We start from the raw sequence: 15,981 nt of genomic DNA on the forward strand, positions 1-15,981 counted from the left end.
AACCTATGCATGCACTTAGTTCAGTCGATTGAAGACAGTTTAAATAATCGACCTAGAAAGGTGCTAGGGTTTAGAACACCTCTTGAGGTAAAATCTAGCTTCGGGTGCGTTGCACTTCAATGTTGAATCCAAGCTATCAAAAATACGCAAAAAAATATTCTATTATTGAGCCACTATGTCCTCTCGCACCACCGTTTCTTTATACCACATGATTTGGGCACACTATCGTCTGCCCTTTCTTAAAGTTATTTTTCTTAATTTGGTTAATGCGGCTGTCAGTGTGGGCATCATCGCTTTTATCAATCACACCTTTATTAGTCAGCCTGTTTTTAATACCTTATCGTGGGCAAGTTTGGGTCAATTTTCAGCCTTAGTTGTACTGCTGTTGGTCACTACTTTTTTATCACAATATGCCTTAACCCGTTTGGGTCACAAGTTTGTCTATGAGCTCAGAACCAAGCTGGTCAAACAAATCATCGATACCAACGTCCCACAAATAGACCATTTGGGTAGCGCGCGATTACTCGCTAGCCTGTCCTCAGACATCCAATCAATTACCGTTGCCTTTGTGCGCATGCCAGAATTGGTGCAAGGGGTAATTTTGTCTACTGGTGTCGCTCTTTATTTGGGCTGGCTGTCATTGCCGCTATTGCTGATTATCATGGTTTGGATTGTGATGACCATCTGGATAAGTACTATTCTGGTCAAACATGTCTATCACCATCTCACCGCCATCAGAGAGATCAATGATGAGTTATATGCAGATTATCAATCGATAATAGAGGGCCGTAAAGAGCTCGCGTTGAACCATCACCGCGCCGAAAAACTCTACAAACATGATTTTTTAAATCATGCCCAGTCTTATCAAGAGCGAATTATTAAAGCGGATACGTATCATTTATCGGCAGTGAACTGGTCGAACATCATGATGTTTGCAGCGATTGGTGTGGTGTTTGCCGTATCCAACTATCTTGATATACCCATGGGCGTAGCGACCACTTTTTCTTTAACCATTCTATTTATGCAGTCACCTCTGCTCCATGCGGTTGGTGCTTATCCAACCATGCAAACAGCGCAAGTTGCCTTGGACAAAATACAATCATTGGAGCTAGCGGATTATCATTCAGCGTTTGCCACTGACACCGCCGCAACAGACTGGCACTCTATTTCTTTGACCGATATTCACTACCGTTACGACAACAGTGATGCTGATACGTCTGCCTTAGTAACAGAAAAAACCGCTCACTCAAATGATATATTACAAGACGTCAATCTCACTTTAAGACGTGGCGATGTGGTCTTTTTGATTGGTGCGAATGGTAGCGGTAAATCCACCCTTGCAAAGATTATTACAGGCATTTTTACCCCTACCACTGGCTCTGTACATATAGACAATCAGCTTATTGACTCCAAAAATAATACCGATTATCGACAGCTTTTTTCTGCCATTTTTAGCGATCAGCATCTTTTTAAACAATTGATTGGCAGTCATGGCAGCGCTCCTGATATGACGCTAGTAACCACTTGGCTGCATAAATTAAATTTGCAAGATAAAGTCAGTGTGACGGATCATCGCTTATCTACGGACAAATTATCGCAAGGACAACGTAAACGATTGGCTATGTTAATCTCTGTTGCTGAACATAAGGACATACTGTTACTTGACGAATGGGCTGCTGACCAAGACCCTGCTTTTCGTCGCGTATTCTATCAATCATTGATTCCTGAGCTAAAAGCGCTGGGTAAAACCCTTTTTATTATCAGTCATGATGACAGCTACTTTGAGCATGCGGATCGATTGCTGCTGATGAAAGAGGGGAAATTGATCGAGCTGAATGCTGAAGAACGTCAACGCGCCAGTACCGATGCCATCTCTATGTTGAAGTAATACCAATCCCAAAAAGCATGATTAGCGACGTCAATCTCGCTTATTCTATAAAAAATAGTACTTGCACTCCTCTTCCTTGCTACCCAAATTTTTGGAAATGGTATACATATGGTCTGAAGCATAAATATTTAAGAATAGAGCAATAAGGCTAAAAAATGGGTGTCTTCTAGAAGACACCCATTTTTTCATCACAAGCAAGAGTCGATTGTTTATTTTAATAGTTTCTGTAGAAATCCAACACGCGATATCACCAAAAAGTCCAATAATCCGATGACGATAATAGCAATAATTGCGGTTGGAAAAATGATAGACACAAGCAGTAAGGGAATTGCAAACGGCCACCAGATAGAAAAACTTTGACCGCGTGCTGGTGGGTTTAGCCCCACTTTTTCACTGGAATGACGTGGACGGCGTTGCCACCACATAACATAACCGCTCACAGAAATAGCAATGACCGATAGGCAAAATAAAACGTTGGCAAGCACGCTCCATAATCCCAGCGTACCCATATGAATAGCGGCACCTGCTGCCATGAATTTGCCAAAGGGATTGTAATCATTAAAGCGAATGTCTGCTAAAACCTTACCCGAATAACGATCGATATGTACGGTACGATCCGCGGTTGGGCTCTTCATATCGTAGCTCATGGAATCTTGGCTAATCGTCCATACCCCAGTCGAGCCTTGAGGTAGATTCATCTGATAACGTCCTTCAAAACCAATTTCACGGACAAAGCGATCCACCGTATCAATCATAATAGGTATATTTGGCGCGATACCATTCTTACCCATGGTCGTCCCTGATACGGGCATCGGTGTCAACTCAAGCACCCAAGGTACATCTTTGGTACTGCCCGTGTTTAATACATCACCATGTGTGGGAGCCACGGCTGGTGATGCACCATGAACGTGCGGCGCGGCGTTAGTCATATCCATACCAGCATGGTGTTTATGGCTGGGGTCAATTGAAAGCGGTATGGGCGCAACGCCCCACTTACCTGCGGGAAATTGGCTCCATGCCTGCACGACTCGCTCGCCCCAAATACCAGCCCACGCCATGCCTGAAATGCAGAAAAATAACAACACAATAGATATCCAACTGCCTAGCGTCGCATGGATGGTTCGAAAAAATGGGCGTTTTTTCTTCATCGTGGTATTGTCATCAGGAACCAACATGGCTTTGAAAGATTTACGTTTTTTCCACCACAGATACCATCCCGTTAAAATCATTAAAATAGTCAAGGAGGCCGTGGTTTCTTGGATATAGTCACCGACTTTACCCAATAGCAAATCACTATGAATAGCATCAAAAGTGTTATACAAACTACTATTAGTAGGTATGCTGTCAACAATATCGGCCGTGTAAGGATTCACCGACACCATATTGTCATGCCCTTCTGACACCACCTGAAACAAGGCCACCGTATTGTTCTCACGAGGAGCAATGTATTTTACCAATGTGCTATCGGGCAGCGTGTTGAGCGCGTTCTTAGCTTGAGTGGAGATAGGGGCTTGGGTAGCGACAGGTGCTTGCACCATCGACTCTGGGGTAGGCACAGTCACACGGTCATTGTCTCGCCCTGAGGTGTTAGACATGAGTATCATCCCAAGCCCTGTACACGCCAAAATAACTAAAAAAGGAGCGACAAACATGCCTGCATAAAAATGCCAGCGCCATACCGTAAAATAGCGTTGATTGTTAGTTGGTTGATGGGTACCTCTGTTCATAAATATGACCTTTAACAATCTCTGGTTGCTCAATGAATAACCTAAATCTATCAAGAATTTTAATAAATCCTGTCCACTTATTGATCTCAAAGTTGATTTCAAATAGACGGCTGTATCATACGAGGAAACCGATTTAAACACCATCGTTTATAGTAAGAAATTATCATCATATTAGATATTTTTAGTCTATATAAATCTGTTTGACTCACACCAATTTAGAGCATACATACAATACATTTTGACGATGTATGCATCGCTCTATTGCATACAATATCTCCAAAAACTCTTTATTTGTAAATTTTTTATGATAATGATAATCATTAATGTTATTATTCCTTTTTTAATTTTTAGTATTTCATAATAATTTATAGGAGCTATGATGCGTTTTATCTCAACGTCTACATCCATTCGTCAAAAACGTTTAACACTCGCCGTGCAACTGGGATTGGCAATGGGTCTGAGTCACGCCGCTTACGCTGAGACGATACCGAATAACATCGAAAATAGTGTAGAGAACGACGTTGATAATGATGTTGATGAGACTGCGACACCATCAGCCATCTTAGATAGCATTACTGTCTATGCCGACAGCTATCGCAGTACAGGTACAAAAACTGCATTAGATCCCAATGATGCGCCCATGAGCTATACAAGAATCGATCAAGCATTACTGCAAAAACGCCAAGCAGACAGTGTCAATGCTGCATTACGTTATGAGCCAGGGGTGAGTGCTGAAAGTCGCGGTACCGTATCGATCTTTGACGAATACAACATTCGCGGTTTTAAAACTTACTCCAATTTTTATGATGGCTTAAGACTGCCCTACGATGGTGCTTGGAACCTGATGCCACAAGTCGATATTTACGCAACAGAAGCAGTCGAAATGGTAAAAGGACCAGCATCCTCGCTTTATGGTTATGCATCCCCAGGTGGCATGGTCAATCAAGTCGCTAAAACCCCCAAAAGCACCCAAGCGTCTGAAGTGCAGCTGCGACTCGGCAATCAAGACTTAAAAGAAGTGGCTGTCGATACCACAGGACCTATCTCAGACACGCTAAATTATCGTCTAGTGGCATTAAAACGCAAAAAAGATGGGCAGATGCAGACCACAGAAGAAGAACGCACGCTGATCAATCCGTCATTGGACTGGCAACCTACAGAGGATGTGTCCGTCCTTGCCAATCTGTTTTATCAAGATGATCCAGAGATGGTGCCCTCCACTCCGCTACCTGCCGTTGGCACTGTCTATAATGCCAGCTATGGAAAACTGAGCAGTGATGCTTATGCGGGTGACAAATGGAATCGCTTTAGCAAAGAAGTATTCATGCCCAATGTCACAGTGAACTGGGACATCAATGATAAGTTGACGTTCAAGCACATTCTGCGCTATACCGATGCCGACGCGCAGCAGCGTAATATGTACAACAGCGGGTTTGTAAGCGGCAGTGACAAAATACTAAACCGTGTGGCCTACACCACTGATGAAAGTATGAACAACTGGACCACTGACAATCAGCTTGCTTATCAGCTGGATACTACCAATACCTCCCATAACCTGTTATTTGGTATTGAGTATCAAGAAACAGACAGCACCGCCACCTATTATGATGCTGGCGCGGACGGCACGCCAAACCTTGATTTGTCTAACCCAGATTTTTCGAAAATCAATGCCGATATGTTGCCTTTAGACGCTTATCGTCAAGATGAAGACATCGAACAAAGCCAGCTTGGGTTTTATGTACAGGATGAGATGAAATGGCAAGATTTGACGATAGTAGCCGGCTTACGTCACGATAATTTTGATAGTATCACTAAGCAGACAAAGGCTTCTGAAGGTGCCATCTATAGTGATCAAACTATTGACAATGATGCCTCGAAAACCAGTGGTCGTCTCGCAGCTATCTATGACTTTGATAATGGACTATCGCCTTATGCCAGCTATTCTCAGTCTTTTCAGCCAGTCGTTGGCAGTAATTTCATTACCAATGAAGCCTTCAGACCCACCACCGCCGATCAACTAGAAGCTGGTGTCAAATATCTCTCCGCCGATCGCGCCACACAAGGGACATTAGCAGTATTTGATATCACCCAAAAAAATGTAGTGGTGGCTGACGAAATCAACTATAGAAGTCAAACACAAACGGGTGAAATTACGTCCAAAGGGTTTGAAGTTTCAGGCAGCCACATGCTCAATGACTGGGTAGATATCAATGCAAGCTACAGCTATACCGATGCTGAGATTAGAGAGGATGAATTCAACCCTGATGTGATCGGCAACACCCCAGCACAAACGGCAAAGCATAAAGCCACACTTTGGACAGACTACTACGCCACAGACAAACTGACACTCAATGCTGGCGTGCGCTATGAAGGCGGTATGCAACTTGACAAACAAAACTCAGATGCGCTGCCAAGCGTGACTTTGGTAGATATCGGCAGCAATTATCAAATCAATCCAATGCTGAATGTCGGCGCGAGTATCAACAATCTGTTTGATAAGACCTACGTCGGCGCTTGTTATGATATTAATAACTGCTGGATGGGACCTGAACGGCAAATGTCAGTCAGCTTAAAAGCCAATTTTTAGGTAATATAGAACTTGCCATTACCAGAGAACGTCAGTTTTGTAGATTGAAATTCTCTCAGATGATGCATTACGGTATTAAACAATGGAATGAAAGGAAGTATTAAAATGGCAAAACCCAATCCAAGATTGCTTGAAGTCATTCAGACCAAATACATCACGCCACATATGTGCCGCGTCACACTTGGCGGTGCTGAACTGACTGATTTTCCAGCAGATCAAGAAAGTGCTTATATCAAGCTGATGTTTTCTCAAGGCGATGACACTCGACCATTGATGCGCACCTATACTGTCAGCGCCCAGCGTGATAATGAGATAGATGTCGATTTTGCGCTGCATGAGACAGAAGGCCCTGCTTCAACATGGGCACGTAACGCCCAAGTGGGTGAGCAAATATGGGTAGGCGGCCCTGGACCAAAGAAGCTGATTAATAATGAGGCAGAGTGGTTTTTATTGATCGGTGACATGACAGCGCTGCCGGCGATTACCGTCAATCTTGCCCAACTACCTGCGGACGCACGCGGCTATGCAGTCCTTGAGGTGAGCACTGAAGCAGATAAGCAACTACTTAAAAAACCAGACAACGTTGACATTCATTGGGTAATAAACGCACATCCAAATGCAGAAAGCAGCCCATTACTTGAACATACTAAAACGCTTACTTGGCTAGCAGGGCAACCTGCGGTCTGGGCGGCATGTGAATTCCATAGTATGCGCGCCCTACGTCAATACTTTAAAGTAGAGCGTCCAATACCAAAAACGCATTTATACATATCCAGCTATTGGAAAGTCGATAGCACAGAAGATCAGCATAAAATTGTGAAACGCAATGATGCCGAAAGTCTAGAATAAAGCACGTTAAATAAAAAAAGTCCGCTTATTTGCGGACTTTTTCATAAAAAATATGATTAAGCAAGCAAGACATCACCATGCTCATCACGTAAGTTATTTTTCATCATTTTCCCTGCGCCGTTGAGCACGATATTATCCACAAAGACGACTTTGTCAGGTATTTGCCAACTGGCCACTTTACCCTTGTAGAACTCAAGAATCTGCGCTTCATCGACTGCCGAGTCCGCTTCTTTGACGACAATCAACACTGGACGCTCGCCCCATTGCTTATGGGTCGCTGCAATCGCTGCGGCCATCTTAACCTCTGGATGCTCCACAGCGATGTTTTCTAGTTCCACAGAAGATATCCACTCGCCTCCTGATTTGATCAAATCTTTTGAGCGGTCACGGATATTCATATAACCATCGCCATCAATCGTAGCGATATCACCGGTATCAAACCAGCCATCGGTAGTGATGGCATCTTTATTTTCAGTGAAATAATCATCAATGATCCAATGACCGCGAATCTGTAAGCGCCCTTGTGACTCGCCATCTTCGGCGACTGGCTGGTCTTTTTGTTCCGTATCCATCAGACGTATCTTGACACCATAAGGAGGGCGACCTTGTGATTTACGCAGCTCATTAATCTCTTCTTTACTGAGTGATTTGTGCTTGGCTTTTATCTGGTTCATCGTACCGAGCGGACTGGTCTCCGTCATGCCCCATCCATGTATTGCATCGCAGTTAAAATCTTCTCTAAACGTTTTGATGACTGATGGCGGACATGCTGCACCGCCGACGATTGTACGCGTCATACTGTCCAGCTTACTGCCTTTGTTTTTGGCAGCGGTTAGCAGACTTTGCCAAATAGTTGGCACGCCCAAAGCCACCGTCACTTTATAGTCATCAATGACAGACACCAAGCTGTCTCCATCAAGATTGGGGCCAGGCAGTATCAAAGAGCAGCCCGTCAGAGCAGCGGCATAAGGTGTGCCCCACGCGTTGACATGGAACATCGGCACGACTGGTAGCAAGACATCTTGGGCAGATAACGAGGACACATCCGGCATACACAAAGCCATCGCATGCAGGACTGAGGAGCGATGAGAGTACAAGATGCCTTTGGGATTGCCTGTCGTCCCTGAGGTATAACAGAGTGAGCTTGCCAGCTTTTCATCAAACTGCGGCCAGTCAAAATCAGGGCTATTATCTGCCAACAATTCATCAAAGAACAGAGCATTCGGCAACTGCTCTAAGACTTTTTCGTCCCTATCGCCCAAGTAAATAAAATGCTTAATGCCTTTGATATGCTCTTTAATGGCGCTAATCAGCGGCAAAAAAGTAATGTCGAAGAACAAAGCCTGATCATCCGCATCGTTAATGATATAGGCAAGCTGTTCGGGGAATAAACGGGGATTGATAGTATGGCAAATCATACCGCTACCCGATATTGCGTACCACGCTTCTAGGTGACGGCGATTGTTCCATGCCAAGGTTGCGATGCGCTCTGATGGCTTCAGCCCCAGTGCTTGTAGTGCATTTGCCAAGCGTTTTGAGTTGTTGGAGACAGTCAGCCAATCACTCTTGGTCATCTCGCCATTAACCTCTTTTGACAAGATAGCGGTATCACCATGATATTGGGCGGCGTGCTCAATGAGGCTGCTAATCAGCAGCGGCTGATACATCATTTTTCCTAACATCTGAATATCCTTATAGTGATTCTAGTGCTCGTCCGTGGGCATATTTTATATATGGAGCCTCATTAGTATACGTGACTCTAGACGGTTAAGAAGATTTTAATTTTACTTAATAGCAATAATTAAATATTTGCTATTTTCTCACTAAAGTAGCCGTTGTAAACGTTCTTAATCAATCAGTTATCGACCTTCTTAATAGTGCTTACTAAGTGAGCACTGATCGAATACAAACACCTTCTATTTCCCTCTTCCTTCTGCCTTATATAGCCAATAATAAATAAAATGGGTGTATGACATTATGATGCATGACTGATATCAATTTTTCTTACTTGCTGTGCCAGCGCAGACAGAGGCTACAAAAAATTGATACCCGTCACGCTGTATCGTTTTTATATTGACCTGACTATAGTAATAAATTCATCTAACCATAAAATTTATTGAAAGATTACATTATAGACTTGCAAATATGCGTATTTAGAAATACAATTTGATTAAGTATATCTAATCAATGTATATTATTAATTAATATATTATTATCAATAAATATGATAGGTATTAGGGCGTGTCCCTAATCTGTAAAAGTAAGTATAAAGGCTTTAAAATAAAGAGACTATTTCAAACAGGGCTCTCTAAATTATGGCAAGAACAGTGCTCACCGATAATACATGGGAACAACTCCAAAGTACCATGAAGGCTCATGGCTGTCATACTTGGAAAAACGACAAACAAGTCATGGAAGCCATATTGTGGAAACTTCGTACAGGCGCGCCATGGCGTGATATACCGAGTGAGCTATGTCCATGGAAAACGGCCTACAACCGTTTTAATAGGTTGTCAAAAAAGGGGTTGTGGGAACAATTTTTTTTGACCTACGAGCAAGTATTGATGAAGAATGGGTATTCGCAGACGGAAGCTATATCCGCTGTCATCAGCATTCAAGCGGCGCAAGACGAGGAGAGCTTCGAGCTACTGGAAAGTCACGAGGTGGAACCACTACCAAGATTCATCTCGCCGTCGATTCGCATGGAAACCCGATTAATTTTAAAATCACTGGGGGTGACGTCCACGACAGCCAAGCGGTAGATGATATTATAGAGATGCTAACGGATGCGACCTACTTTATTGCTGATAAAGCTTATGATTCTGAAACCATTAGAACTAGGCTAAAGCAAGATAACATAAGCCCTGTCATCCCTAAAAGAAAAAATGCTAAACAACCAGATGTAGCGTTTGATCACTATTTATATAAACTACGACACTTAGTTGAAAACACGTTTGCAAGGCTAAAGCACTTCCGTAGTATTGCGACTAGATACGAGAAATTGGCTCGTAATTATAAGTCTATGCTGTATCTAGCTTGTACTATGATTCATTGCAAACTGAATTAGGGACACGCCCTAGACAGTTGTTACCTAATTTTCTAAAATATATTCAAATATTTGAATATATTTTGTTTTAATAACTAAAGCAATTTTTTAATGACAATCAAGTGCTGCATATATAACACAAATAGCGTAGAATATGCCCTTCAAATTTATACATTGAGAAATGTAAACCCACCGACTCAAGGAATTGATTATGAAAGATGAAAAATTACAGAAAGCCCTCGCCCGTATGGGACTTGGTTCACGTCGTCAGATGGAAGAAGTCATTAAGTCTGGGCGCGTCACGGTCAATAATGGCCCAGCAACCATTGGTGATCGCGTCGAACCAGGCGATGAGATCCGTGTTGATGGTCGTCAAATTAAATATACGGCTGAAAATGAGAAGCGTCGTCGCGTATTGGCATATTATAAGCCTGAAGGCGAAGTCTGCTCTGCCAACGATCCAGAAGGTCGTCCAACGGTTTTTGAACGTCTGCCAAAGCTAACTCATGATCGCTGGGTCATGGTCGGACGCTTGGACATTAACTCAACTGGCCTATTGTTGTTTACCAATGATGGCGAGATGGCGCACCGTTTGATGCACCCATCTAGCGAAGTAACACGCGAATATGCGGTACGTGTATTGGGCGAAGTTACCCCTGATATCGCCCGTGCGCTGACTTCTGGCGTTATGTTAGAAGATGGCATGGCACAGTTTGAAGACATCAAAGAAGGTGGCGGTGAAGGCGTCAACAAGTGGTATCACGTCAAACTAAAAGAAGGCCGTAATCGTGAAGTACGTCGCCTATTTGAGTCACAAGGTCTCAAAGTCAGCCGTCTATTGCGTACGCGCTACGGCACGATTATGTTACCAAAAGAGCTACGCACAGGTCGCTTTTTAGAGCTGGATAAAAAAGACATCAATACTCTAACAGACTTAGTCAGCTTACGCCCACGCCACGGTACTGGTCTGCATGGCGCCGCGAAAGAAAAGCAAGAACGTATCAAGAATAAGCCACTTAAAGCGCGTCGCACCGATAGTCGTAATAGTAGTGGCAGTGCGAAACCAAAAAGTAGCGGTAGCCCTGCCAGTCGCGGTTCGCGCAATACCCGTGATCGCAACGATAAGCGTTAATCGAAATTTATGTTAAGTCGTTGCTAGATTTAGCGTAAACCATAAAAAAGCTGCCCATCATGAATATTCATTATGGGCAGCTTTTTTATGCGTTTTTATAAGCACTTTACCAACTCAGGATTTAGCTACGATGACTATCCATATAACGTGTCATCACTCGTAAGTCTTGTAAATGCTGCGTCTCCTCCTGCGCTAATAATATATCTAGGCGACTCTCAATATTGTTGAATACCTGCTGTAATAACTCATTGGCTTCCGCTTTTTTGCCATTACTCACATTGTTAGTGCTTATATTGTTAGTGCTTATATCGGCCTTCGTTAGATAATAATAACTGGTTAGCATCTCAGGCAAGCGAGTATGCAAGAGTTTGTGCAGCACAAACTGCGACTCTGTGAATTCAGGCGTTTTATGTTGCGCTTGCTGCTCTTTTTGGTAATTATGATAGCTGTTTACCTTTTCGTCGATACCTTTTAATTGACGCAACTGTGGCTCGGATAAAACTTTCAGATGTTCTGTATTCAATGTTAGCTGTTGCCAATGTATGGTAGATAACAACGTAGATGGTGACAATGTAGATAGTGATAATGTAGATAGTGATAATGTAGATAGTGATAACGGTGCATCATAATCTTGATAAGTGGGCACCCCTGGGGTGATACCGACGGCTTTATGCAACGCTTGCCAGCCTTTCCTACCTAAATAGAAGGTGGTCACCGTCGTCACAATGCCAATGCCTATCAAGATGCTCATATACGCTTACCCTTCATCTTTTAACCATACGACTTTGCCTTTATTTACAGTTTGATATCCTCAGCACTCACCTGTCCGTCATTGGCGCCAGTTGGACTTTCAATTGCTTGGCTTTTTACCTTAGTATCAGCATCACTGACACTATTAACCCTATTAACATCGTTATTGAGCTTTTGAATATCGGTAGTAATAGCAGGATTATTAAAACGTTGTTGTAAATATCGATTGGTCGCCAGTAGCTTTTGGCCGTCTTGATGGTAGGAGGCATTTAATAAATCGTCAAATTGCGTATTGATGGTGCGCAACACGTCTAGTAACGCTTCTTTTCCAGTGACGTTAGAGTGCTTAATCTTAGTACTATCAGCAAGCGCGCCGTCCCCCATATCTAAATCATGCAAGCGTCGATAGTCAGCCACTGCTTGTGGTAGGTGCCTGTCCATCAAATTTTGAATCATGATATAGGTTTCATTGACCGTATCTTTATCGTCTATCTTGCCATCATTGTTGGTATCGCCATAAATGACCCGTAGCTTCTCCCCTTTTTCATTGATTTGCTCAAGGGCTGTTTTAACCTCAACGGGCAAGCTTTTTTCGGGGATGTAACCTAGCTGCGGCATTGCTTTGTATTCCAGCATTTTAGGTGCGGTCACTTTTTTGATACCACGATATCCCAGATATAACCCTGCTACTGGTAACACCCCATATAAAACAAACATCACGAGCATCGCAGTTACTTGGGTCATTGGAGTGTCCTAATGGTTGAATAAAATGATTTAGCAGAATGATCTAGCAAGTTTATTATTATTTTTAATGATGTTTATAGCAGTCCTAAAAACTTGAATATAGTCGATTTATTATAAAATGAATACCGTGCTACTGGGATGAATTTTTCGTAGCCTCTGTCTGCGCAGTCACAGCAAGCAAGGAAAATTTATACCAGTAGCGCGTTATAATACTTGTACTCATTTTATTTGGGACTAACTATAACAAGGAGAACGAGTGCAAATACTACCATTCAGCTTTGCGTACGACTTTTGACATAACGATGGGTAGAAGCAAGTTTGTTCATCACCGTTTGGTGTAGCTCGTCTAGCAATTCATCAAGCTCATAATCAATCTCTAAAAACAAATCGGTCAACATATCACCTGCGGTCATCTTTCCTTGCACCATGGTATTTTTGGTACGATGCGGGCTAAAGCGCTGTAGCTGTTCATAATGGTGTAGCGCTTCTGGAATGCTCTCGGATATGAGTTTATCAATGACAAACTGACGCTCGTTATGTTGCTGCTGTTGCTGCTCGTTCAGCTCACTGCTCCACTCACGGTAGCGCTTGAGCTTGCCGTTAATACGGTCTAGTATCGCAACGGCCTCAATAGGCATGGCATTTAGGGTGGCTTCATCGACCACATCAACAAGCTCAGTCATAATCGGACAGCGTCCATGTTTGAGATACCACAAGGTATCGGGGTCAAAAGGTGGTCTATTGGTCGGTCGCATCGCAGCGCGATTGGACAAATAGCGGTCGGTCAGTGGCGTGGGCGAGCGAATGTCATTGACTTGCGATAACGCTTCACAAATACGATCAGCACGCTCAGGAGGCGTCAGTACAGAACGCTGACTGACCGCTTGATTGTTTTTATCATTGTTATCAGTCACCTCTATATCTTGACTGATAGCCGTTGCCTGAGCATTTTTGGCAGCTATGGCTGGCAGGTCATCTTGAGCTTGCCCAAATGACTGTAACATTCTTGTCAAACTTACGACCATGTTTTACTCTGCCCCTCACCCATTCATTACTCACGCCTACCTACCATACAGCGACGTCTATACAAACAATAAAATATCAGCCGCACTCTCAGTAGTACTTATCGCTCTATACTCAGTTTTTTAATTTTACTACTGCTATTGTGAGTTGATGCTATTGCATTCAATAACTCGATGACTTATCTTAACAGTTTTTTAGCCTGCTGCCAGTAAGCAAACGTCAACGTTTTGGTCTTTAATATTAGGCTCTGTTGTACATTCAAATGTGGCACTGGCAGTGGCTATTTTTTAGGGCGTGTCCTCATTTTAAAAATGGTGATAAAAATGAGGTGAATTGCCGTCAAATGAGGAAAATAGCGCAAATAATATCGGGATATTAATCAGCTATTTGACGATGTTTGGCAAGATTTAACCATTTTTAGCCCATTTAGATTGCTATCGGTTGAATTGAGGACACGCCCTAGACAATATGCAGGGAAATTTTGGACACTTAGTCATTCTAAGTTAGAAAATTTCACAGTATATTGGTAAAAAATAGTCCTGCCCTGAAAGGCTGATGCTAAAATCGCCCCAAACGTCGTTGTAAACCTCGCTAAGGTCTAGACATTAACGTCGGTATACGCCTGATTTGATAAAAGGTTTGGAACCATTTTAGCGATCAGCAGTCCTAATATTTGAATATTTAACAGACCCCAAGTAAATAACTATGAATGCGACCGACTACACCTCTGGATTTTTGCTAGGGCTTTCACTCATTATTGCTATTGGCTCACAGAATGCCTTTGTCCTTAAACAAGGACTCAAACGCGAGCACATCTTTTTTATCTGTCTATTCTGCGCAGTCAGTGATGCGTTTTTAATCTCTGCTGGCGTCGCAGGCTTTGGTGCAGTCACGGCTCAGTACCCGCAGGCCGTCAATATTGCCAAAATTGCTGGCGTCATATTTTTGCTAGGCTATGGCATCCAAAGTCTGTATGCCAGTGTGCGCTTATCACACGCGCTCACTGTCGATGGACAAGTTGTTACTAGCTTAAAAAAAGCCTTGTTACTCTGTTTTGGTTTTACTTGGCTCAATCCACACGTCTATCTAGATACCTTGGTACTCGTCGGCATGGTTTCAACAGGCGCAAGTAGCAAACTGGCCTTTGCCGTTGGTGCTGTCAGCGCCTCGTTCTTTTTCTTCTTCGCGCTAGGCTATAGTGCACGCTTACTAAGACCCCTATTTGCCAAGCCAAAAGCTTGGAACATACTCGATGCCTTAGTAGGGTTATTGATGTTGTATTTGGCTTGGCATTTATACCAGAGCTAATATATTAAAACCAATATGTCAAAGCCAATATGTCAAAGCCGTAAAATAGCTACACAAATACAGATTTTTAGCTTAAGAGGTGACACTGATTCTTTAAAGCAAAAAAGCCAAACACATTGTATAAACGTGTTTGGCTTTTTTAGTTCGCATTTGTTATTTATGAAGCTTTTTTACGCTTTTTAGGTTTAACAAAGGTTAAATTCAAAAAGTGCTCTAGGGAATCATCAAGGACATCCAGCCAAGGCTCTGGTAGCTCAGGCGATAACGTACCTGTCAACGTAGAACGATAGGCCTTTTCTCTAAAGGTCATGATATTGTCGGCTTTGTCTTTTTGCCATTCCTTTAAGATTTCGCCCTGCTTCTCTACCGCAAACTCTGGGTAATCGGTCGCATTGGTTAAGTCACGAATATAAGCGGCTTGAAAGTCGATCGAATCACTGACTGTCGCACACTTTGCATAAGTTGCCAACCACTCTTGCTCATCTGCTTCACGAGTCGCCAAATCAGGCAATTCGATATCACCCACCATCACATCGCGGGCATACCACGCTTGCGCATCGAACATATTAAAGGTGAAATACTGATCCTGCATACCCAGATAAATAAGCTTTGGATTGGGCTGCCAAAAGATACCTTTATACAAATTGGCTGGATATAAGCAGTTGTGCGTTTGCAAACGTAACTCATCTGGCATAAAGGGGAAGTGAAACAAATAGCCTGTGCACATAATGATGGCGTCGAATTTTTGACTAGTACCATCAGCAAAGTGTGCCACATCATCTTCAAAATGGGTGACTAAAGGCACTTCTTTAATGCCCTCTGGCCAGTCATAGCCGAGTGCTTGCGTGCGATATAGTCAACGAAATTAAAAAGAGTCACAGAGCCAAAGAAAATAAAAGAATAATGTATCGATGCAATCAATACGCC

Annotated in this window: 12 protein-coding genes and 1 pseudogene; 7 read left to right on the forward strand and 6 right to left on the reverse strand. The window is 42.9% G+C overall.

The features are described 5' to 3' along the window. A pseudogene (locus AAEY80_RS15005) lies at window positions 1–126 on the forward strand (IS30 family transposase); the annotation flags it as partial. A gap of 49 nt (window positions 127–175) precedes the next feature. After that, window positions 176–1,888: a multidrug ABC transporter permease/ATP-binding protein gene (locus AAEY80_RS13495; RefSeq protein ID WP_201617613.1), complete on the forward strand. Its 1,713-nt coding sequence runs from the start codon at window positions 176–178 to the stop codon at window positions 1,886–1,888. Window positions 1,889–2,097: 209 nt separating this feature from the next. On the opposite strand, the gene AAEY80_RS13500 is transcribed toward AAEY80_RS13495, so the two are convergent. Continuing rightward, window positions 2,098–3,615, reverse strand: coding sequence for a PepSY-associated TM helix domain-containing protein (locus AAEY80_RS13500; protein WP_201617611.1), 1,518 nt, complete (start codon window positions 3,613–3,615; stop codon window positions 2,098–2,100). A 379-nt stretch (window positions 3,616–3,994) separates the two neighbouring features. On the opposite strand from AAEY80_RS13500, the gene AAEY80_RS13505 reads away from it, so the two are divergent. Together AAEY80_RS13505 and AAEY80_RS13510 are read left to right on the forward strand one after the other, a co-directional pair. Then, the gene (locus AAEY80_RS13505) at window positions 3,995–6,202 is read left to right on the forward strand and encodes a TonB-dependent siderophore receptor (protein ID WP_350588464.1); all 2,208 of its coding nucleotides are present in this window, start codon (window positions 3,995–3,997) and stop codon (window positions 6,200–6,202) included. 105 nt (window positions 6,203–6,307) lie between these two features. Next, entirely contained in the window at window positions 6,308–7,051 is a 744-nt protein-coding gene (locus tag AAEY80_RS13510; RefSeq protein WP_350588466.1) for a siderophore-interacting protein, read from the forward strand. A 56-nt stretch (window positions 7,052–7,107) separates the two neighbouring features. Here the strand turns inward: AAEY80_RS13510 and AAEY80_RS13515 are convergent, their stop codons facing one another. Next, window positions 7,108–8,733: a long-chain-fatty-acid--CoA ligase gene (locus AAEY80_RS13515; protein ID WP_350588468.1), complete on the reverse strand. Its 1,626-nt coding sequence runs from the start codon at window positions 8,731–8,733 to the stop codon at window positions 7,108–7,110. A 633-nt stretch (window positions 8,734–9,366) separates the two neighbouring features. On the opposite strand from AAEY80_RS13515, the gene AAEY80_RS13520 reads away from it, so the two are divergent. Both AAEY80_RS13520 and rluB read left to right on the forward strand, forming a co-directional pair. After that, window positions 9,367–10,118 (forward strand): IS5 family transposase gene (locus AAEY80_RS13520; RefSeq protein WP_156915659.1). Its coding sequence is split into 2 segments (ribosomal slippage): window positions 9,367–9,595 and window positions 9,595–10,118, totalling 753 coding nucleotides; the frame shifts between segments, so codons are not numbered across the junction. Window positions 10,119–10,308: 190 nt separating this feature from the next. Then, window positions 10,309–11,229: a 23S rRNA pseudouridine(2605) synthase RluB gene (rluB, locus tag AAEY80_RS13525; RefSeq protein ID WP_101211553.1), complete on the forward strand. Its 921-nt coding sequence runs from the start codon at window positions 10,309–10,311 to the stop codon at window positions 11,227–11,229. Between the two features lie 121 nt (window positions 11,230–11,350). Here rluB and AAEY80_RS13530 read toward each other — a convergent pair whose 3' ends face one another. From AAEY80_RS13530 to AAEY80_RS13540, 3 genes are all read right to left on the reverse strand, one after another. Beyond that, entirely contained in the window at window positions 11,351–11,980 is a 630-nt protein-coding gene (locus tag AAEY80_RS13530) for a hypothetical protein (protein WP_201616798.1), read from the reverse strand. Window positions 11,981–12,024: 44 nt separating this feature from the next. After that, window positions 12,025–12,723 (reverse strand): hypothetical protein, encoded by a 699-nt coding sequence (locus tag AAEY80_RS13535; RefSeq protein ID WP_350588471.1) that lies wholly within the window; start codon window positions 12,721–12,723, stop codon window positions 12,025–12,027. A 272-nt stretch (window positions 12,724–12,995) separates the two neighbouring features. After that, window positions 12,996–13,727 (reverse strand): hypothetical protein, encoded by a 732-nt coding sequence (locus AAEY80_RS13540; protein WP_101211550.1) that lies wholly within the window; start codon window positions 13,725–13,727, stop codon window positions 12,996–12,998. A gap of 724 nt (window positions 13,728–14,451) precedes the next feature. On the opposite strand from AAEY80_RS13540, the gene AAEY80_RS13545 reads away from it, so the two are divergent. Then, entirely contained in the window at window positions 14,452–15,054 is a 603-nt protein-coding gene (locus AAEY80_RS13545; protein ID WP_025653132.1) for a LysE/ArgO family amino acid transporter, read from the forward strand. A gap of 157 nt (window positions 15,055–15,211) precedes the next feature. Here AAEY80_RS13545 and AAEY80_RS13550 read toward each other — a convergent pair whose 3' ends face one another. Continuing rightward, on the reverse strand, window positions 15,212–15,859 hold the full coding sequence (locus AAEY80_RS13550; protein ID WP_350588473.1) for a flavin-containing monooxygenase: 648 nt from the start codon (window positions 15,857–15,859) through the stop codon (window positions 15,212–15,214). Between the last annotated feature and the right edge of the window lie 122 nt (window positions 15,860–15,981).

The sequence above is a fragment of the Psychrobacter sp. 78a-MNA-CIBAN-0178 genome (genome assembly GCF_040309625.1).
GTDB lineage: Bacteria > Pseudomonadota > Gammaproteobacteria > Pseudomonadales > Moraxellaceae > Psychrobacter > Psychrobacter okhotskensis.